At 73.8% G+C, this 18,328-nt stretch carries 14 protein-coding genes; 4 read left to right on the top strand and 10 right to left on the bottom strand.

Going from position 1 to position 18,328, the window contains the following annotated elements; translation table 11 throughout:
* Positions 1-26 precede the first annotated feature (26 nt).
* The 3 genes from lanL to BLU95_RS07115 form a co-directional block, all read right to left on the bottom strand.
* The gene (gene lanL / locus BLU95_RS07120; protein ID WP_093859235.1) at positions 27-2,699 is read right to left on the bottom strand and encodes a class IV lanthionine synthetase LanL; all 2,673 of its coding nucleotides are present in this window, start codon (positions 2,697-2,699) and stop codon (positions 27-29) included.
* A gap of 2 nt (positions 2,700-2,701) precedes the next feature.
* Positions 2,702-2,878 carry an SflA family class IV lanthipeptide gene (locus BLU95_RS42985; RefSeq protein WP_173862011.1) on the bottom strand — a complete coding sequence of 59 codons (177 nt, stop codon included), beginning with the start codon at positions 2,876-2,878 and terminating at the stop codon, positions 2,702-2,704.
* A 305-nt stretch (positions 2,879-3,183) separates the two neighbouring features.
* On the bottom strand, positions 3,184-4,185 hold the full coding sequence (locus BLU95_RS07115; protein ID WP_093859234.1) for a 2-hydroxyacid dehydrogenase: 1,002 nt from the start codon (positions 4,183-4,185) through the stop codon (positions 3,184-3,186).
* A 323-nt stretch (positions 4,186-4,508) separates the two neighbouring features.
* Between BLU95_RS07115 and melC1 the strand changes: the two genes are divergently transcribed.
* Positions 4,509-4,931: an apotyrosinase chaperone MelC1 gene (gene melC1, locus BLU95_RS07110; RefSeq protein WP_093859233.1), complete on the top strand. Its 423-nt coding sequence runs from the start codon at positions 4,509-4,511 to the stop codon at positions 4,929-4,931.
* Between the two features lie 53 nt (positions 4,932-4,984).
* Positions 4,985-5,812 (top strand): tyrosinase MelC2, encoded by an 828-nt coding sequence (gene melC2, locus BLU95_RS07105; RefSeq protein ID WP_093859232.1) that lies wholly within the window; start codon positions 4,985-4,987, stop codon positions 5,810-5,812.
* A gap of 116 nt (positions 5,813-5,928) precedes the next feature.
* Here melC2 and BLU95_RS07100 read toward each other — a convergent pair whose 3' ends face one another.
* The 5 genes from BLU95_RS07100 to BLU95_RS07080 all read right to left on the bottom strand — a co-directional run bounded on the left by BLU95_RS07100 (position 5,929) and on the right by BLU95_RS07080 (position 12,789).
* Entirely contained in the window at positions 5,929-6,954 is a 1,026-nt protein-coding gene (locus BLU95_RS07100; protein ID WP_093859231.1) for a 6-phosphofructokinase, read from the bottom strand.
* Between the two features lie 366 nt (positions 6,955-7,320).
* A complete protein-coding gene (locus tag BLU95_RS07095; RefSeq protein ID WP_093859230.1) occupies positions 7,321-8,049 on the bottom strand; it encodes a type 1 glutamine amidotransferase in 729 nt (242 codons plus the stop codon).
* A 64-nt stretch (positions 8,050-8,113) separates the two neighbouring features.
* A complete protein-coding gene (locus tag BLU95_RS07090; protein WP_093859229.1) occupies positions 8,114-9,376 on the bottom strand; it encodes a MurT ligase domain-containing protein in 1,263 nt (420 codons plus the stop codon).
* 483 nt (positions 9,377-9,859) lie between these two features.
* Entirely contained in the window at positions 9,860-11,272 is a 1,413-nt protein-coding gene (locus BLU95_RS07085; RefSeq protein WP_093859228.1) for a GNAT family N-acetyltransferase, read from the bottom strand.
* An 89-nt stretch (positions 11,273-11,361) separates the two neighbouring features.
* Positions 11,362-12,789: a pyridoxal phosphate-dependent decarboxylase family protein gene (locus tag BLU95_RS07080; RefSeq protein WP_093859227.1), complete on the bottom strand. Its 1,428-nt coding sequence runs from the start codon at positions 12,787-12,789 to the stop codon at positions 11,362-11,364.
* A gap of 402 nt (positions 12,790-13,191) precedes the next feature.
* On the opposite strand from BLU95_RS07080, the gene BLU95_RS07075 reads away from it, so the two are divergent.
* Positions 13,192-14,364 (top strand): WD40/YVTN/BNR-like repeat-containing protein, encoded by a 1,173-nt coding sequence (locus BLU95_RS07075; RefSeq protein WP_159424812.1) that lies wholly within the window; start codon positions 13,192-13,194, stop codon positions 14,362-14,364.
* 199 nt (positions 14,365-14,563) lie between these two features.
* On the opposite strand, the gene BLU95_RS07070 is transcribed toward BLU95_RS07075, so the two are convergent.
* Together BLU95_RS07070 and asnB are read right to left on the bottom strand one after the other, a co-directional pair.
* Complete coding sequence (locus tag BLU95_RS07070) at positions 14,564-15,712, bottom strand: hypothetical protein (protein WP_159424811.1); 1,149 nt, start codon at positions 15,710-15,712, stop codon at positions 14,564-14,566.
* A 199-nt stretch (positions 15,713-15,911) separates the two neighbouring features.
* The gene (asnB, locus tag BLU95_RS07060) at positions 15,912-17,762 is read right to left on the bottom strand and encodes an asparagine synthase (glutamine-hydrolyzing) (protein WP_093859223.1); all 1,851 of its coding nucleotides are present in this window, start codon (positions 17,760-17,762) and stop codon (positions 15,912-15,914) included.
* Between the two features lie 208 nt (positions 17,763-17,970).
* On the opposite strand from asnB, the gene BLU95_RS07055 reads away from it, so the two are divergent.
* Positions 17,971-18,255: a hypothetical protein gene (locus BLU95_RS07055; protein ID WP_093859222.1), complete on the top strand. Its 285-nt coding sequence runs from the start codon at positions 17,971-17,973 to the stop codon at positions 18,253-18,255.
* The last annotated feature ends 73 nt before the right edge of the window (positions 18,256-18,328 follow it).

Here is an 18,328-nt window from a genome sequence, read left to right as displayed (position 1 = left end):
GGACCGGCACCTCGCGGCCCGGGATGTCAGCCGATCAGGCCGAGCCGCGGGCCGCCCTGCCGGTACAGGCGGCGGAGGAACGCGAGCACACCGGCGGAACCGCCGGCCCAGCCCGCGCTCGCCGCGGCCAGGTTCGCGTCCGGGAAGACCGGACGGGACCGGGGGCCGCCGCTGCGGGTCAGGACGATCGCCGCGACGGTCCCGGCCGCCTCCCAGTACTCCTCGGAGCCGGTCGCCAGGGCCACGTCCACCATCAGGTCGCCGACACCGGACAGCCCGCAGCACTGCGTGACCAGCGGCATCCGCGGCGCCAGCACGGCGCAGGTGCGCGCGGCCCGCTCGGCGAGGACGAGGTGCTGCGGCTCGCCCAGCCGGTCGGCGGCCCGCACCAGCACGGCCCCGATCCCCGCCAGCCCTCGGCACCAGGAGCCGTAGCGTCGCGTCGCGGCCGGTGCGGTCGCCGCCGCGACGATGTCCGTGGTGACGGCCGCCAGACGCGCGCACGCCAGCCGGGCCCTGGCGGTCGCCCCGGGATCCCCGGTCGCCGCGGCGTACTCCGCCAGGAAGTACGCGACACCCGCCGTGCCGTGGGCCAGGCCCTCCCGCAGTGCGGCGTCACCGGCCCGTTCGACGGTCGGGGGCGTCAGCCGGGCCCGGTCGTCGGCCAGCATCCGGTCGCACTCGGCGGCGACGGCGAGGTGCCGGTCGGCCAGGCCGGGATCGCCCGCTTCGCGCGCCTGACGTGCGAGCAGCAGGCGGCCGACGCCGATGCCGGCGACACCCTCGATCATGTCCGCTTCCGGCGGTCCGCCGTCCGGGCCCCGGGTGGGCAGCGTGGCGTGGTCGACCGGTCCGTCGGCACGCGGCGCCCGCGCCCTGCCGACCGGGCCCGCTTCCGCCGCCGCGAGGAACAGCTCGACGCCGGTGCGGCCCGTGTAGAAGCCCGTGGACCGGCTCCGGGTCTGCTGCGCCGTCCACAGCGCCAGGGCGTCCACGGCTTCGCGCACCTCGGGCCGGTCCGCGTGGCGCAGCAGTTCCAGTCCGAGCCCCGAGCTGCCGGCGTAGACGTCGACCGGGGTCGGGACGTCCGCACGGGCGGCGAGCGCCGGATCCACGATCCTGCGTGCCTCGTCGACGCAGAACGCCGTCGTGTGCTCGACGATCTCCGCGAGCAGTCCGGCGTCGGGCCGCAGGCGCTGCGGACCCCCGGACGTCCTGCGCGTCTCCCGGGCGGCGGGTGCGGCGGGTGCGGCGGGTGCGGCGGGCGTGGCGGGCGCTGCGGGGGCCCCGGGTACCCCGGTCCTCGAGGCGCGGAGCCGTTCGGCGCCGGCCCCGCGCACGGCGGGGGCGAGGCTCGTCAACTCCTCGATCACCGTCCGGATCCACCGGTGCCGGTCGTCCGGGAGGACCCATGCCAGGCCCGCCAGGGTGCGCTCCCGGTTGACCCCGGCGTCCGCATCGACGATCACCGGGTCGAGACCGGTGGCGGCGAAGTGCAGGGTCGCGCCCAGGGCGTAGTAGTCGTCGACGGTCTCGGCGGGTCCGGCCGCACGCCGAACCGGCGCGCTGTACCCGGGAGTTGCGCCGTCCTGGCCGACGCCGTGCAGTTCGCCGATCCCGAAGTCGATCAACCGGCACCGGCCGGTGGCGTCGAGTACGACGTTGTCGGGCTTCAGATCGCGGACGACCACGCCCCGTTCGTGGACCTCGTCGAGGACGGACAGCAATCCGAGGGCCAGTTCGCGCAGCCCGCGCGGGGGTCCGGCGTCCCCGTAGGGTCCCTGGTCCCGGACGTCCCGTCGCAGGTTCCGGTCGCCGCAGTCGGTCAGCACCAGGTACTCGTCGGCCTCGTGGCCGAAGTAGTCCAGTGCGCGCGGCACCCCGGTGACGCCGTCCAGCGCGGTGAGGACGGTGCGTTCGTGGCGCAGTCGGTCCCGGGTGTCGGCACCCGATTCGTCCTCGGCCACGAAGGCCCTGGCCTGCTTGACCACCACCGAAGCCCCGGTGACCCGGTCGAGTGCCCGGTAGACATTGCCCCCGGGCTTGCGCGCGATGCCGCCGGTGATCCGGTAGCGTCCACCGCCCATGCCGGTCGCGGGCGTCGACGTGCCGGACGCGGGCGTCGACGGCTCGCCGCCGGCCCCGGACGCGCTCACGTTCCGCCGCCGGCCGGCGAAGGGGTCCTCGGCCCACGGGGGGCACCGGTAGGAGCCGGTGGCGAGTCCGTCGAAGACCCGGCCGTCCGGCCCGACCATGACCGACTCCAACCGTCCGCCGCGGCCGGTGCGGTAGCTGCCCGTGAAGGGGCCGTAACGGTAGTAGACCGGGGCCCGAGGGTCGACCCGTCGGTCGCTGACGACCTGCGGGCCCTCCAGGCCGTCCAGGACGGAGACGAGCTCCTCGGCGAGTTCGACCACGACGCCCGTCGCCGGGTAGACCGTGATCGCCTTGCCGACCACCCCCGCGCTCGCCGTGCCGGAGTTGATCTCGCGCAGGACCTGCGGGCTCCGGGCGGACTTCGCGTGGCAGACGAACCGCTCCAGCACCGGAAGCACGAGACCGGTCAGGGCCTCGAGCCCGTCGGGGCGGGCGGAGATGTGGAGCTTCCAGCCGTGGTCCATCGCAGGCATTCGCGGGTCGTTGAGATACGACCACCTGTGGTCCGACCACCCGCTGCGGCCGGCGATGGACCAGAGCACCCCTAGTCCCCGCAGGCGAAGCGGGTGGTGGCGGTCACCCAGGGGTCGGCCAGGCAGGCGGTGGCGCCGTGGTCGCTGCGGTCGTCGTCCTCGAACACGATGGCCTCGTCGTCGACCACCAGCGGGCCGGCGTTGCGGAATTCGTCGACCTTCGGGAGTTCGATCATGGCTACGGGCATGTGACGCCTCCAAGTCCTGTGCGTGGGTGAGGGCGCGGGTCGCGACCGCTGCGGACCGGCGGCTTGCTGGGCTGCGGTCCTGATCCACGAAGGTAGGGAGGAAGGGTGTCTCTGACAAGAGGTCAGGAAGTGCCAACTTTACAGCGTTTTCACAGATAGGAAGGCTTTGTTGTCCTCGAACACTTTGGTCGGCGGGTCGGCGGGTCGGCGGGTCGGCGGGTCGGCGGGTCGGCGTGACGGCGTGACGGCGGGTCGGCGTGACGGCGTGACGGCGTGACGGGTGTGCGGAGTGCCAGCCCCGGGCGTCAGCCGGCCTTGCGGGGCACGAGGGTGTTCCCGTTGGTGCGGCCGTTGGCGAAGTCGTCGACGTTCTGGACGGTGGTGTCGATGATCTGGCCGACGGCGGTGCGGGTGAAGTACGCCTGGTGGCTGGTGACGAGGACCTGGGGGAAGGTGACGAGGCGGGCGAGGGTGTCGTCGGTGATGCCCTCGATGGAGCGGTCGGTGAAGAAGACGCCGGTCTCCTCCTCGTAGACGTCGAGGCCGACGCCGGAGAGGCGGCCGGCGCGCAGGGTCTCGACCAGGGCGGCGGCGTCGACGAGGCCGCCCCGGCTGGAGTTGACGAGGATGGCGTCGTCCTTCATCCGGGCGAGCGCGGCGGCGTCGATCAGGTGGTGGGTGGACGGCAGCAGGGGGACGTGCAGGCTGATCAGGTCGGCGCAGGAGAGGAGTTCGGGCAGTTCGGTGTAGGTCATGCCGAGGTCGCGGCAGGCGGGGTTCTCGGCGATGTCCCAGCCGAGGAGGTGGGTGCCGAATCCGGCCGCGATGCGGGCGAAGCATTCGCCGATCTTGCCGGTGCCGATGACGCCGACGGTCATGCCGTGGATGTCGCGGCCGAGCAGGCCGTCGAGGCGGAAGTCGAACTCGCGGGAGCGGTTGGCGGCCCGGGTGAGGCGACGGTTGACGGCCAGGGCCAGGGTCCAGGCGTGTTCGGCGACCGCGTACGGGCTGTAGTGGGAGACCCGGGCGACGGTCAGGCCGAGGTCGGCGGCGGCGTCGAGGTCGATGTTGTTGAAGCCGGTGGAGCGCTGGGCGATCAGCTTCGTGCCGCCGGCGGCGAGGACGGCGAGGGTGGCGGCGTCGAGTTCGGCGTTGACGCTGCTGCTGACGACCGGGTGGCCGGCCGCGAGCGGGGCGGTGTCGCGGTTGAGGAAGACGGACAGGCAACGCAGCGCGTGCCGGCCCGCGAAGGCCTTCTCCAGCAGCGGTCGCTCGTCGGCCTGCACGCCGTACGCGAGGATCTCCATCGCCTGGTCCCTCCGGGGGTTCGTCCGGTTCGTCTGGTTCGTCCGGTCCGTTGCGGCCCTCCGGTCACGCTAGCCGCAACCCGTGGGGGCGGCCGGGTGCGCCCCGCCGGGTGCGACCGCTGCGTGTTCGGCAGGTGACAGAAAATGACCGAATTTATACGCAACCCTATGCACCCCCGCCGATCGGCTGTTCCGTAGGTCAAAAAGCATTGCGACCATCGAAACGGGTGATTCGATCAAGGAATCACCTTCGTTTAACGGTTAACCAACCGTTCGTGAACAGTGCCCGAACCACAGTCCCGGGCACCTGAGGGGGTATCACCATGTCCGAAGACACCCAGGCCACGGAGCTGACGCGCCGACGGATGCTCCAGGGGGCCGCGGCCGCCCTGACCGTCGCCACCGGCACCGTCGTGATCGGTCTCGCGGGTCCGGGCGGCGGCGCCGCCACCGCCGCCGACCCGGGCGCGTCCGACAGCTTCGACGAGGTCTTCCAGGGCCGGCGGATCCAGGGCCGCCCGGCCGCCGGGGGGAGCCACCACCACGGCGGCGGCACCGGCACCGGCGGGGGCACCGGCTACGAGGTGCGGATCGACGGCGACGAGCTGCACATGATGCGCAACGCCGACGGCACCTGGATCAGCGTCGTCAACCACTACCAGACCTTCGCGACGCCGCGCGCGCTCGCCCGGGCCGCCGTCAACGACCTCCAGGGCGCGACGCTCGTCCCGGTCGTCACCGTCTGATTCCGGCCACTCGCCCACCGCGACCGACCACCACCACAAGAGGGGGGACTCACATGGGAGTCCGCAAGAACCAGGCGACCCTGACGTCCCAGGAGAAGCGCGCGTTCGTGAACGCCGTGCTGGCGCTCAAGGCCAACGGCGGCTACGACCCGTTCGTCACCACGCACAACCAGTTCATCCTCAGCGACGTCGACAACGGCGAGCGCACCGGGCACCGCTCGCCCTCCTTCCTGCCCTGGCACCGCCAGTACCTGCTGGAGTTCGAGCGGGCGCTGCAGGCGATCGACCCGAGCGTCAACCTCCCGTACTGGGACTGGACCGCGGACCGCACGGCCACCGCCGGCATCTGGGGCGCCGACTTCATGGGCGGCAACGGCCGCAGCAGCGACGGTCAGGTGACCACCGGCCCGTTCGCCTTCTCGGGCGGCAACTGGCGGCTCAACGTCAACACCGACAGCCGCACCTACCTGCGCCGCCAGCTCGGCACCGGGGTGGCCCAGCTGCCCAGCCGCACCGACACCGAGTCGGTGCTCGCCATCACCACCTACGACGCGGCGCCCTGGAACAGCTCCTCCTCCGGCTTCCGCAACAACCTGGAGGGGTGGCGCGGGGTCAACCTGCACAACCGGGTGCACGTCTGGGTGGGCGGTCAGATGGCCACCGGCATGTCGCCCAACGACCCGGTGTTTTGGCTGCACCACTGTTTCGTCGACAAGCTCTGGTCCGAGTGGCAGAAGCGCAACCCCGGCCAGACCTATCTGCCGACGGCCGGCACGCCCGACGTGATCGACCTCAACGACCGGATGAAGCCGTGGAACACGGTCACCCCGGCCGATCTGCTCGACCACAGCGGCAAGTACACCTACGACACCGGTTTCTGACCGGCCGGTCCGCCGGTCCGGTCCCGCTCCCGGCGGGGCAGTCGCCGCGAACGGCCCCGGCCCCCGAGACTCGCGCTCTCGGGGGCCGGGGCACCGGACGTCGTGGGGGCGGGCGGTCAGATGACCGTCTCCGCCTCCAGGTAGCGGTCGGCCGGCACGGTCTTCAGCTCGGCCACCGCCTCGGCCAGCGGCACCAGGCTGATGTTGGTGCCCTGCAGGGCGGTGATGTGCCCGAAGGCGCCCTTGTGGACGGCCTCCACGGCGTGCCAGCCGAAGCGGGTGGCGAGGACCCGGTCGTAGGCGGTCGGGGTGCCGCCGCGCTGGGTGTGGCCGAGGATGACCGGACGGGCCTCCTTGCCGAGCCGGTGCTCCAGCTCGCCGGAGAGCTGGGTGGCGATGCCGGTGAACCGCTCGTGGCCGTAGATGTCCCTGGTGCCCTCTTCCCAGTGCATGGTGCCGGGCTCGGGCTTGGCGCCCTCGGCGCAGACCACGATGGCGAACTTCTTCTGCCGGTCGAAGCGCTCCCGGACGACCGCGGTGAGCTTCTCGATGTGGAACGGGCGCTCCGGCACCACGATCGCGTGCGCGCCCGCCGCCATGCCCGCGTTCAGCGCGATCCAGCCGGTGTGGCGGCCCATGACCTCGACCACCATGACGCGCTGGTGCGACTCGGCCGTGGTCTTCAGCCGGTCCAGGGCCTCGGTGGCGACCGACACGGCGGTGTCGAAGCCGAAGGTGACGTCGGTGCACGCGATGTCGTTGTCGATGGTCTTCGGCACACCGACGATCGGCAGGCCCGCGTCGCTCATCAGCTTGGCGGCCTTGAGGGTGCCCTCGCCGCCGATCGGGATCACCGCGTCCAGGCCGAGGTCCGCGCAGTACTTCTTGGCGCGCTCGACGCCGTCGCGCAGGTGGCTGGGCTGGACCCGGGAGGACCCGAGGATGGTGCCACCCTGGGCCAGGATGCCGCTCACCGAGTCGAGGGTCAGGGGCCGGTGGTGCCCTTCGAGGAAACCGCGCCAGCCGTCCTCGAACCCGATGATCTCGTCGCCGTGGTCGACCACCCCCCGGTGGACCACGGACCGGATCACCGCGTTCAGGCCGGGGCAGTCACCGCCGCTGGTCAGCACTCCAATACGCATTGCTTTGCAACTCCCGAGCAGAACCGAGGAACGGCCGGACTACAGGCTGGGACGACGGACCGCCACCACGACAGGCCGTACCCGCGCCGGTGGGCGCGGAGGTGACCGTCGGGTGAAGGACCGGCCGATCCGGACAGAACATCCGAAACCGGCCGTGGAGTCGAGCATACGGCGCCTGCGTCCGGCCGGGCAGGAGCCGACGCGGGAGCGGCGTCGTCGACGCCCCCGCGTGGAAATGCAGCCTGCTGCCGAGGAGGGTGTGCAGCCGGCAGCCCCGGGACGGGGCAGCCCCATTGTCGTACGTCCCGGCCCGCCCGGGGAGCCCATGACCGCATCGCGGGCACCGGGCGGACGGACCGGGGAGTACTACGCGGGGCGCGTCGTGGCCGCGATGCGCTCGGCGCGCAGCGCGTCGTACCAGGTGGTGTCGGCCGGCGGCAGGGCGCTCACGTCCAGTGCCAGCTTGAGCAGCATGTCGGCGACGGCGGGGTTGCGCGCCATCACCGGGCCGTGCAGGTAGGTGCCGAAGACGGTGTCCCGCCAGGCGCCCTCGGTGCCGTCGCCGGTGCCGTTGCCCCGGCCGGCGGTGACCCGGGCCAGCGGCTTGACGCCCTGGCCGAGGTGGGTCACGCCCTGGTGGTTCTCGAACCCGGTCAGCTGCGGCAGGCCGAGCGCCGGGTCCACGTCGGCCAGCACGTCGCCGACGCAGCGCTCGCCCTCGCCGCGGGTGGTCCACACGTCCAGCAGGCCGAGGCCCGGCTCGCGCTGGCCGAGGTCGTTGACGAACTCGTGGCCGAGGATCTGGTAGCCGGCGCAGACCGCGAAGATGATCGCGCCGTTCTCGGCCGCCCGCACCAGACCGGTGTCGTTGCGCAGCCGCTCGGCGGCGAGCCGCTGCGGGCGGTCCTCGCCGCCGCCGATCAGGTAGATGTCCCCGCTGGTGGGCACCGACTGGTCGGAGCGGACGTCGATCCGGGTCACGTTGAGATGGCGCTGGCGGGCCCGGCGCTCCACGACCAGGGCGTTGCCCCGGTCGCCGTAGGTGCTGAGCAGGTCGGGGTAGACCCAGACCACGCGCAGGCTGCTCTCACTCATCCTCGAAGGCCTTCCATGACGTACGTGCGGTGGGCTGCTGGGTGCTGCGGGTGCCGCTCCGGCATCAGCCGGCCACGACCTTCCGCAGCTGCTGGAAGGCGGTGTAGTTGGCGATCGCCTCGATCCGGCCGGGCGGTGCCATCCGGACGGCCTGCTCCAGCGAGTCCACGACGTGGAACTGCAGCCCGGCGACCTCCAGGCGCACCGCGAGGTCCAGCTTGCGCTGGCCCAGCACGAAGACCGGGTGCCCGGCCAGCCGCTCGTAGTCGACGTCCCACAGCCAGGAGGTGTCGGTGCCGTCCGCGTCGAGCGCGTTGACCGAGAGCACCACCGGGGTGGGCGGGCCGTCGATCAGCGAGAAGGTCTCCAGCCAGCCGGCCGGGTTCTTGGCCAGCAGCAGCCTTATGTCACGGCCCTGGTACTGCACCACGTCGTAGCGGCCGGCGACCGCGGTGACGCCGCGCATCCGCTCCAGGGCGACCTGCGGGGAGACGCCGAACACGGCGGCGACGGCGGCCGAGCTGGTGGCGTTGGCGAGGTTGGCCCGGCCGGGCAGCTGGAGCTGGATCGGCCAGGCGCCGCGCTGCGGGTCGATCACGTGGGTGCCCTGGAGCGCCCAGTGCGGGTTGGGGCGCCGGAAGCCGCACTCCTGGCAGAACCAGTCGTCGCCGGGGCGCTGCATCACACCGCCGCAGGCGGGGCAGGACCAGGCGTCCTCCTTCCACGCCTGTCCGGCGGCCACCCAGACCACCTTCTTGCAGGAGGAGGCGGCCCAGGTCACCAGCGGGTCGTCGGCGTTGGCGATCACCACGGCCTCGGTGTCCTGGAGGCCCTCGCGCCACTTCTCGGCCATCATCCGGGTCTCGGCCGCGCGGTCGAGCTGGTCGCGGGAGAGGTTGAGCAGGGCGATCGCCTTGGGGCGGGTGTCGCGGGCGACGCCGGCCAGGTACTTCTCGTCGACCTCGATCACGCCGAAGCGGGCCTCCGAGCCGCCGGCCAGGGCGGAGGTGATGCCGGCCGGCATGTTGGCGCCCAGGGCGTTGGAGACCACCGGGCCGGCGGCGCGCAGCGCCTCGGCGATCAGGCGGGTGGTGGTGGTCTTGCCGTTGGTGGCGCTGACCAGCACCACGTCCAGGTGGTCGGCGAGGGTGGCGAGCAGATCGGGGTCGAGCCTGAGCGCGACCTTGCCGCCGATCACCGAGCCGCTGCCTCGGCCGGCCTTGCGGGACACGGCGGCCGCCACCTTGCCGGCGGTCACCGCGATCTTCGCGCGTGCCGGCAGCGAGGCGTCGCGTGCGCCTGTGGGCTCCGATTCGGTGCCTGCCATGCTCAGTGGTTCCTCCTTGCTGCGGCACCGCCCGGGGGCCGGACTACGGGCCGTCGGGCGGCGGGGACGGGATCAGCCTACCGACTCCGCCGCCCGGCTCGACGCCCCGGACCCCGTGCCGCCTGCTGCGACGCCCCGGGAGCGGCGGTCCGGGAGATCCTGACGTGGGGTCAGGATCGGCGGTGTACGGACGGGCCGTTCGCCGTCGGGGACGCGTGGGCGGGGTGCGGCGGTTCCCCGCGCGCCCCGGGCCGGGCGGCACGGAGGCCGCCCGGCCCGGGGCCGGTGAGGTTCTTGGTGAGGATGTGGTGAAGAAATGACCGGACGATTACCGGACCTGTCCGATCAGCTCACGGATTCGCTCGCCGATCCGCTCGCCGATCCGCTCACCGGTACGGCTCGAGCGCGACGCCGGGCGGCCCGAGGGCGGCCCGGAGACCGGCCCCGAGCGCGGCCCGGGGAGCACGCCCCGAGGGGCCGTTCTCAGCGCCCCGGACGGGTCTGCCACGGCACCGGGAGCTCCTCGGCGGCCTCCGCCAGATGGGCGGTGATCACCAGGGTGCCCTCGTCCACCTCGTAGTCCAGCGGGGCCGCCAGCCGGCGCATGGTCGCGATCAGCCCGGTGTTGGACGACCGGGTGACCGCGTACACCGTCTCCACCCCGGCCTCCAGGGCCAGCGCGGACATCCGCCGCACGAGGTCCAGGCCCAGCCCGCGCCGCTGCCAGGCGTCCTCGACCAGCACCGCCACCTCGGCGCTGTCGTCGTCCCACATCAGGTGCCCGAGGGCGACGATCCGCCCGTCCGCCGTCTCCACCGCCAGGGCCTGCCCGTGCCGGGCGTCCAGCAGGTGGTCCAGGTAGCGGTCGGCGTCCCGGACCGGCCCGTGGTAGCGCTTGCGCAGGGTCTCGGGCGAGCAGCGGTGGTGCATCGCCAGCGCGGCCGCCTTGTCGTCCGCGTCCGCGCGGCGCACGGTCAGCTCGGCGCCGGCCGGCACGCTCGGCCGGGCTCGGACGTCCGGCACCCGGGGGCCGAGCAGGGTGTCCAGCTCGACCAGGGCCTGCGCCCGGGCGAACTCGGTCGGGGTGAACGGCAGCTGCGGGCGGGTGAGCTCGATCAGCTCGCCCGAGGGCGCGGGCAGCCGCATCACATGGCCGTCCACCCCGGCGGTGCCGCGCCCGGCCGCCCCCGGGTACTGCCGGATGCTGCACTGCCCGAAGAGCCGGCGCAGGGCGATCGGCAGCTCCGCGGCGTCCAGCGCCGTCCGGGTGGCGAGGGCCAGGACGTGGGTGGGCACGTCCACCAGGTCGTGCGCGTCGGCCGGGCCGGTCCAGATGTCGTGCCCGCCGGCCCCGGCCACCAGCGCGGTCAGGTCGGCCCGGGTGAGCGAGTGCGGCGCGCGGACGAAGAACTCGTCCACGGCGCCGGTCGGCAGCGGGTGGGACTGCATCGAGACGATGTTCACCTGCCGCCCGGCGAGGGCCGCGCAGACCCGGGCCAGACTGCCGGGGGAGTCCTGCACGGTGGTGCGGACCCGCCACAGCGTGCTGCCCTCGAAGTCGTGCAGCGGTCCCCGCAGCGGCTCGGCCTCGGGCGCCCCCGGCGGCGCGGGCGCGTCCGGCGCCGGGGGGCCGTGCAACTGGTGGCGGTGTGCCCACCAGGTGTGGAACAGCGCGGTGGCGAGCAGCGCGACGGCGGACGCGCCGAGCACCACCGGCCCGTCCGGCCCGTGCACCACGAGCTTGGCCACCAGATCGGCGGCGGTCACCGAGAGGAAGACGGCGGAGAGCTCCACCGCGTCGCGCCGCCAGCGGTGGCTGCGGAGGCCGCGGCGCTGGGCACGGGAGGGGGTCGTGGTCGGATCGGTCGTGGACGTCAGCTGCTCCGTGTGCTCCATGCCATCAATCTGCCGCTTCCGTGTTTCACGATCACGAATCCTCCGTGACCCCGCGGTTAATGGTGCCGTGACTCGATCACCGTCGCCGGTCACCCGGAGTGCTCGCGCCCGGCGGCCTTGACCTCGGCGAGCAGAACGGCGAGGTCCTCCTCGGTGGTGGCGGGATTGAGCAGGCAGGCGCGGAGGATCTCCCGGCCGTCGAGCCGGGCGCCGGTGAGGAAGGCGCGGCCGCGGCGCTGGACGGCGGCGGGGAGCTCGCGGTTGACGGCGTCGAGGGCGGCCTCGTCGGTCCGGCCGGCGGGGCGCAGCCGGAACGCCACGATCGAGGTCTGGACCTCGGCGAGGAGTTCCAGCTCCGGGTCCGCGGTGACGAGTTCGCCGAGCCGGCGGGCCAGGGCGGTGGTCCGGGCGATGTCGGCGGCCAGGCCGTCGCGGCCCCGGTGGGCGATGGTCGCCCACACCTTCAGGGCGCGGAACGGGCGGGTCTGCTCGGTCCCGTACTCGGAGAACCAGCCGAGCTCGCCGGCCGCCTCGTCGCGCAGGTAGGAGGGGACGAGGCTGAAGGCGGCGCGCAGCTCGGCGGGGTCGCGGACCAGCGCGCAGCCGCAGTCGACCGGGACGCCGAGCCACTTGTGCGGGTCGAGGGCGAGCGAGTCGGCGCGGGCCAGCCCGGCGTAGCGGTGGGCGATCTCCGGGTCCAGCACGCCGAACGCCCCGTAGGCGCCGTCCACGTGCAGCCAGAGCCGCTCCTCGGCGCACAGGTCGGCGATCGGGTCGAAGGCGTCGACCGCGCCGGTGCCGACCGTGCCGGCCGAGGCCACCACCAGGAACGGCAGCAGTCCGGCGGCCCGGTCGCGGGCGATCGCGGTGCGCAGCTCGGCGGGGTCGAGGAGGCCGTCCGGTCCGGTGGCGACGGCGCGCAGGTGCTTGCTGCCGAGGCCCAGCAGCTCGGCGGCCTTGCGGACGCAGGAGTGGGTCTCGCCGGTGACGTAGCCGACCAGCGGCGGCATCCCGGCCAGGCCGTCCTCGCGGACGTCCCACCCGGCGGCGCGCGCGGCGCGGTTCCGGGCGGCGGCGAGGCAGACGATGGTCGCCATCGAGGTGCCGGAGGTGAGCAGCCCGCCGCCGGGCGGGTGCGGGAAGCCGACGAGTTCGGCGATCCAGCGGACCACCGCCCGTTCGAGGTGGACGTCGGCGTGGTCGCCGCCGGCCGAGCTCGGGTTCATCGCGGCGGCGGCCAGGGTGGCGAGCACGCCGGCCGGGGCGGGCGCCGAGTTCACCCAGCCGAAGAAGCGCGGGTGGCCGTTGCCCATCGGGTACGGCAGGACGTCGCGGCCGACGGCGGCCAGCAGCTCGCCCAGCGGACGGCCGGCGGCGGGCAGCGGGGCGTCCAGCAGGGTGCGGCGGGCGGCGTCGTCCATCGGCCGCCAGACCGGACCGGCGGCGATCCCGGCGAGGTGGTCGGCGGCCAGGTCGGCGGCGGTGTGCGCGGCGGCGCGGAAGTCGTCGGAGGTCATGCGGTGGCTCCTGGTGGTGCGGGGCCCGGTGGCGCGGCGTCCTCGGCGCACCCGAACGCCGCGATCCTACGGAAACGGGCCCGCGCCGTGCGGCGCGGGCCCGGAATCCGGGACGGCCCGGCGCCCGGGAGGCCAGGGTGATCGGTCGACCGCGAGCCGTGATGCGCCGGTGGTGGCCCGGGTGGCGCGGGCGATCGCCCGATCGTCCGGCGCCGGGCGAACCGCGACGGTGCCCCGAACGGGGCGGCGGTTGCCCGGTGCGCCTGCGGGACAACGGAACTGACATGTCCTCAGAAGAACTTCGCATGCGCCGAATTCCCGGGACCGGGCGGGCAACCTCCGGCGGAGGGACGGGCGTCATCCGGGCATCGGGGCACCGCGCCCCGGGTCTGGAGGTACGACATGGCTGTCGGAACACGCATCCGACTGTCGTTGACAGGCGCGCTCGCCGCGCTCCTCGCGTGCGGGGTCCTGCCCGCCACCGCCTCGGCCGCCCCGGAACCATCGCCCGCCGCGGGGGCGGCGCGCTGGACGGCGGCCAAACTGCCCGGTGGCGACACCGTGCTGACCGGCTCCACCCGTCCCGAGGCCCGCACCACCTGGGCAGCCGGCTTCCGGGTCGTCCCGGGCGGCGACGGGAGCGTCGGGTTCGACCCCGTGCTCTACACCCGCGACGACCGCCGCGACGGGAAGTGGACCGAAGTGCCGACCGCTCCCGGCGGGACGGAGCGGGTCAACGCCGTCGCGGCGACCTCGGCCCGCGACGGCTGGCTGGTCGGTGACTCCGGCCGGGGCGGTGGGCCGGTCATGACCCAGTACTGGAACGGTCGCTCCTGGCAGATCGAGCAGGCTCCGATGCCCGCCGACTCGGCCGGCGGCGGCCTGCTGGGAATCGCCGCGCTGACGCCGAACGATGCCTGGGCGGCGGGCTGGAGCCAGGGGGCCGACAGCCACGTGGGCATCGTCCAGCACTGGAACGGCCGCTCCTGGCGGCAGGTCGAACTGCCCGCGCCGTACCAGAGCTGGGGCCTCAGCGCGATCGCCGCGGCCGGCCCCGACGACGTCTGGGCGGTCGGCAACGGCTACGCCGAGGACGACCGGCCGGTCGCCCTGCACTACGACGGGCGCGGCTGGAGCGTCGTGCCGGTGCCGGTCTTCGGCGGCCTGTACGGCGAGTTCAACGATGTCGTGGTGAAGGGGCCGCGCGACGTGTGGGCGGTCGGGCGCGTGGTGCTGGACGAGAAGGACCGCGGCCACGCGTTGCTCATGCACTGGGACGGTCGCGCCTGGACCCGGGTCGAGGCTCCCGAGGGCGCGGGCGCGGTGAGCGGCGCCGCGTCCGCGCCGGGCGGCATCGTGACGGTGGGCCGGGTCTCGGGCGGCGGCGAGGACGCGTACGCGCTGCGGGTGACGGGCTCGCGGGCGACCTCGCTGGACTTCCCGGAGTCCGGCGCGGGCACGGCGTACTGGTCCTGGAAGGTGTCCACCAGCGGCCGTGAGGTGACCGTCACCGGCGCCTTCAACTACGAGAAGCAGCGACTCCCGCAGCCGATGGTGATGACCACCCGGCTCTGACCGCAGTGCTCTGATCGCAGTGCCGTGACCGTACGGCCCCGGCCGTACGGTCGCACCCGGTCCGGCGGCCCCGCCACGGCGGTGGGGCCGCCGGACCCTGCCGTCCCGCCGCCGGTGCGGCATCCGTCCGCGAGCGGGCGGCCGTCGGAGTTCCCGCGCCGGCCGCCCGCGGACGCCGTGCCGTACGCGCCGCACCTCCTCAGTCGAGGGAGGCCGAGAGCCCGCCGGCGGAGCGGCAGTAGCCCTGCATCTCCTTGTCGGAGAACTTGGCGCAGAGCCGGCCGGCCGCGCCCGCGTCCGTGTAGTTGACCGTGTAGTAACTGACCAGTCCCTCGGCGCAGGCCTTGCGCTGCCAGCCGTCCGCGGCGGTGGCGCACTGCTGGGCGGCCCAGTCCTCGCGGTCCAGGTTGTACTTCATGGTGCGCGAGCCGACGCCCCGGCTGCAGTCGACCGCCCCGCCGGAGGCCTTGCCGTTGAGGCACCACTTCAGTGCCTCGGCGTACACCTCGGGGTGGTTCGGGTAGTCGTGCGAGGAGAGGTAGAAGGTCGGCGCGTAGAAGAAGCAGGCGGACTGGAACAGCGCCGGCTGGTCCTTGCACGGGTACAGCGGGTCCTGGGCGAGCTTGTCGGCGGGGAGGTTGGCCTTGGCCTTCTCGTCCTCCTCGTCCGGGCCGAAGAGCTGCATGAACAGGCCCTCGGAGCAGCGGATCCGGTTCTGGTCGGTGGTGAACTTGTTGCACAGCTCGCGCGCCTTGGCGACGTCCTGCTTGGCGACGAACATGGTGCCGTGGCCGACGCCGTGGATGCACGGGCCGCTGTTCTTGGGCGCGCAGAGCTTGACCAGGTCGGTCTCCGGCTGGGCGGAGGCGTTGAGCATCTCCTCCACCGCGCCGTGGAGGTAGCCGGCCGCGCAGGTCTCGTGCGGGAAGGAGATGACCTTCTGGAAGTCGGCGTTGAACCGCTTGACCGCCGCGTGCCCGAGCTCGTGGGCGATCGGGTGGCAGAACCGGACGGTGTAGGGCAGCTGCTTGGTGATCCGGTCGAGGTCGGCCAGGGCGACGCCGGGGTCGCTGGCGTCCATCTCGGCCATCAGCTTGTTGCGCAGCGTCGAGCGGGTCCACACCGCCGGGTCGCCCGTCGCGGTGGCCGACGCGGCCGGCCGGCCGGTGCCGGCGGGCGCGGCGCCGGCCGGGCCGGCGGTGCCCCCGGCCCCGGTTCCCGGGACGGCCGCGGCGACGGCCGCGCGGTCGGCGGTCTGCTGGGGCGTCCAGTCGGTGACGGCCACCGACCCCAGGCCCAGCACCCCGAGCAGCAGGGCGGTGAGGATCGCGAAGGCGCGCGGTTGCATGACGGAGATCCCCCGGCGGATCGGGACGGACGGGACGTTCCCCATCCTGACGGCACGGGTCTCGGATTCCGTGTTTTCGGCCGCCATTCGGGAGGTGTCGGCGACGCTATCGCACGTCCCGCCCGGTCAACGAGGCGGGTTCACGGCGGGTCACCCTCCCCCGGGCGGCGCAACGGCGCACCACCCGGGGCGCCCGGGGTCAGAGCTCGAGCGACACCTGGTACTCCGTCAGCCAGGTGTCCAGGTCCAGGGCCAGATCGGCCGCCAGCCGGACCGTCTGCGGGTCGGTGTCCGGGGCGAGCGCGTCGGCCAGCTCGCGGCGGTCGAGCAGGGCGAGGGCGGGGGAAGCGGGGTCGGCGGCCAGCCCGGCGAGGCCGCGGCGGAGCAGCTCCGGGTAGCGCGGGTCCTGGACGATCGGGTACGGGCTCTTCGCCCGGTCGGCGATCACGGCCGGCAGCACGTCCCGGACGGCGGCGCGCAGCAGGCTCTTCTCCCGGCCGTCGAAGGACTTCATCGTCCACGGCGTGTTGAAGACGTACTGCACCAGCCGGTGGTCGCAGAACGGCACCCGCACCTCGAGCCCGCCGGCCATGCTCATCCGGTCCTTGCGGTCCAGCAGGATCCGCACGAAGCGGGTCAGGTTGAGGTACGACACCTCCCGCATCCGCCGTTCGAACGGCTCGGTGTCCGGCAGGTGCGGCACCTCGGCGAGCGCCTCCCGGTACCGGGCGCGCCGGTAGCCGGGCAGGTCGAGCTTGGCGAGCAGTTCCCGGTCCAGCAGTTGCTCGCGCGGGCCGGTGCCCGCGCCGCCGAAGCCGCTGACCGCGGCCGCCCACGGGAAGTCGTCGGTGTCGAGGGCCTTCGGGTCGTGGAACCAGCGGTAGCCGCCGAACAGCTCGTCCGCGGACTCGCCGGACAGTGCGACCGTCGAGTGCTCGCGGACCCTGCGGAAGAGCAGCAGCAGGGAGGTGTCCATGTCGCCGACGCCGCCCGGCAGGTCCCGGGCGCGCAGGGTGGCGAGCCGCTGCTCCGGATCGGTGAGGGCGGCGCTGTCCAGCTCGATCACCGAGTGGTCGGCGCCCACGTGCCGGGCGAGCAGCTCCGCGTACGGCCGGTCCGGGGTGGTGCGGATCGCGTCCGGGCGGAAGTGCTCGCGCTGCCCGGTGAAGTCGACCGCGAAGGAGCGGACCGGCCCGGTGCCCGCCGCGTCCAGGTTGCGGGCGGCCAGGGCGGTGACCGCGCTGGAGTCGAGACCGCCGGAGAGCAGCGAGCAGAGCGGCACGTCCGCCTCCAGCTGGCGGTGGACGATGTCCTCCAGCAGGGCCCGGACGGTGCCGATCGTGGTGGCGAGGTCCTGGGTGTGCCGGCGTGCCTCCAGCGCCCAGTAGCGGTGCACCGAGACGCCGCCGCGCCGGACCCGCACCAGGTGGCCGGGCCGGACCTCGGCGATGCCCCGGTACGGGGTGAGGCCGGGGGTGCGGGTCATGGCGATCAGCTCGCGCAGCCCGTCCAGGTCGACCACCGGGCGCACCGCGGGGTGGGCGAGCAGCGCCTTGGGTTCCGAGCCGAAGACGACGCCGTCCGGGGTGGGGTGGTAGTGCAGCGGCTTGACGCCCATCCGGTCGCGGACCAGGAGGAGTTCCTCGGTGCGGGCGTCCCAGAGCGCGAAGGCGAACATGCCGTTGAGCCGCCCGGCGACGCGCTCGCCCCACTCCAGGTAGCCGCGCAGGACCACCTCGGTGTCGCAGCGGGTGCGGAAGCGGTGGCCGGCGGCCACCAGCTCGGCGCGCAGCTCGTGGTGGTTGTAGACCTCGCCGTTGTAACTGAGGGCGGCCAGCAGCCGGCCGTCGTGCTCGGCCGTCATCGGCTGGGCGCCGCCCCCGGGGTCGAGCACGGCGAGGCGCCGGTGGCCGAGGGCGGCGTGCCGCTCCAGCCGGGAGCCGCCGTCGTCCGGGCCGCGGCAGAGCTGGGTGGCCGTCATGGCGTCGAGCACGTCGCGTTCGAGGGTCAGGTCGCGGTCGTAGGCGACCCATCCGGTGATCCCGCACATCAGCAAGCCTCCGGTTCTTCCGACACTCTTTCGATGCTCCAGCCCCCCTGGTCACCCGCGACCCCCCGGTGTGTGAGCAGGGCATCACGCTACGTGATGGCCCCGATGCGGACAAGACCCCGGTACTGCGCCGATTGACGCTGAATCCTGCCCGATTTCGGGCAGGATCTTTGATCTTTCCCGGGAGGGCCGCCTAGGCTCACCGACTGTGTCCAGCCCGACCGGTTCCTCGCACCCTCACGAAGACCTCCTCGCCCACCTCACCCGGACCAGCCCGCTCGGGCCCCGGGAGGCGGCGCGGGTGGTGGCGGAGGTGCTGGCGTACTTCTCCGAGACCACCGAGGAGTACGTCCGCCGCCGTCACGGCGAGCTGCAGGCGCGCGGCCTGACCAACGAGAAGATCTTCGCCCGGCTCGCGGAGGAGCTGCCCGCCCGCCGGGTCGCGGCTCCGGAGCTCTCGGCCCGCCAGCTGCGCCGGATCGTCTACGGCTGACCGGCCGGTGCCGGAGCGGAACGGCGACTGCCGGTGCCGGAGCGGCGAGCGCCGGAACCGGCCGCCACCGCTA

Source organism: Streptomyces sp. TLI_053, from assembly GCF_900105395.1.
Classification (GTDB): domain Bacteria; phylum Actinomycetota; class Actinomycetes; order Streptomycetales; family Streptomycetaceae; genus Kitasatospora.
This window is presented reverse-complemented; position numbering and strand designations above follow the sequence as displayed.

Bases quoted from the DNA above. Each gene is read 5' to 3' on its own strand.
- BLU95_RS07100 (WP_093859231.1), bottom strand. From the start codon at position 6,954: ATGCGTATTGGAGTGCTGACCAGCGGCGGTGACTGCCCCGGCCTGAAC.
- melC1 (WP_093859233.1), top strand. From the start codon at position 4,509: ATGTCCGAAGACACCCAGGCCACGGAGCTGACGCGCCGACGGATGCTC.
- BLU95_RS07085 (WP_093859228.1), bottom strand. From the start codon at position 11,272: ATGGAGCACACGGAGCAGCTGACGTCCACGACCGATCCGACCACGACC.
- BLU95_RS07115 (WP_093859234.1), bottom strand. From the start codon at position 4,185: ATGGAGATCCTCGCGTACGGCGTGCAGGCCGACGAGCGACCGCTGCTG.
- asnB (WP_093859223.1), bottom strand. From the start codon at position 17,762: ATGTGCGGGATCACCGGATGGGTCGCCTACGACCGCGACCTGACCCTC.
- BLU95_RS07095 (WP_093859230.1), bottom strand. From the start codon at position 8,049: ATGAGTGAGAGCAGCCTGCGCGTGGTCTGGGTCTACCCCGACCTGCTC.
- BLU95_RS07075 (WP_159424812.1), top strand. From the start codon at position 13,192: ATGGCTGTCGGAACACGCATCCGACTGTCGTTGACAGGCGCGCTCGCC.
- BLU95_RS07090 (WP_093859229.1), bottom strand. From the start codon at position 9,376: ATGGCAGGCACCGAATCGGAGCCCACAGGCGCACGCGACGCCTCGCTG.
- BLU95_RS07080 (WP_093859227.1), bottom strand. From the start codon at position 12,789: ATGACCTCCGACGACTTCCGCGCCGCCGCGCACACCGCCGCCGACCTG.
- melC2 (WP_093859232.1), top strand. From the start codon at position 4,985: ATGGGAGTCCGCAAGAACCAGGCGACCCTGACGTCCCAGGAGAAGCGC.
- BLU95_RS42985 (WP_173862011.1), bottom strand. From the start codon at position 2,878: ATGCCCGTAGCCATGATCGAACTCCCGAAGGTCGACGAATTCCGCAAC.
- BLU95_RS07070 (WP_159424811.1), bottom strand. From the start codon at position 15,712: ATGCAACCGCGCGCCTTCGCGATCCTCACCGCCCTGCTGCTCGGGGTG.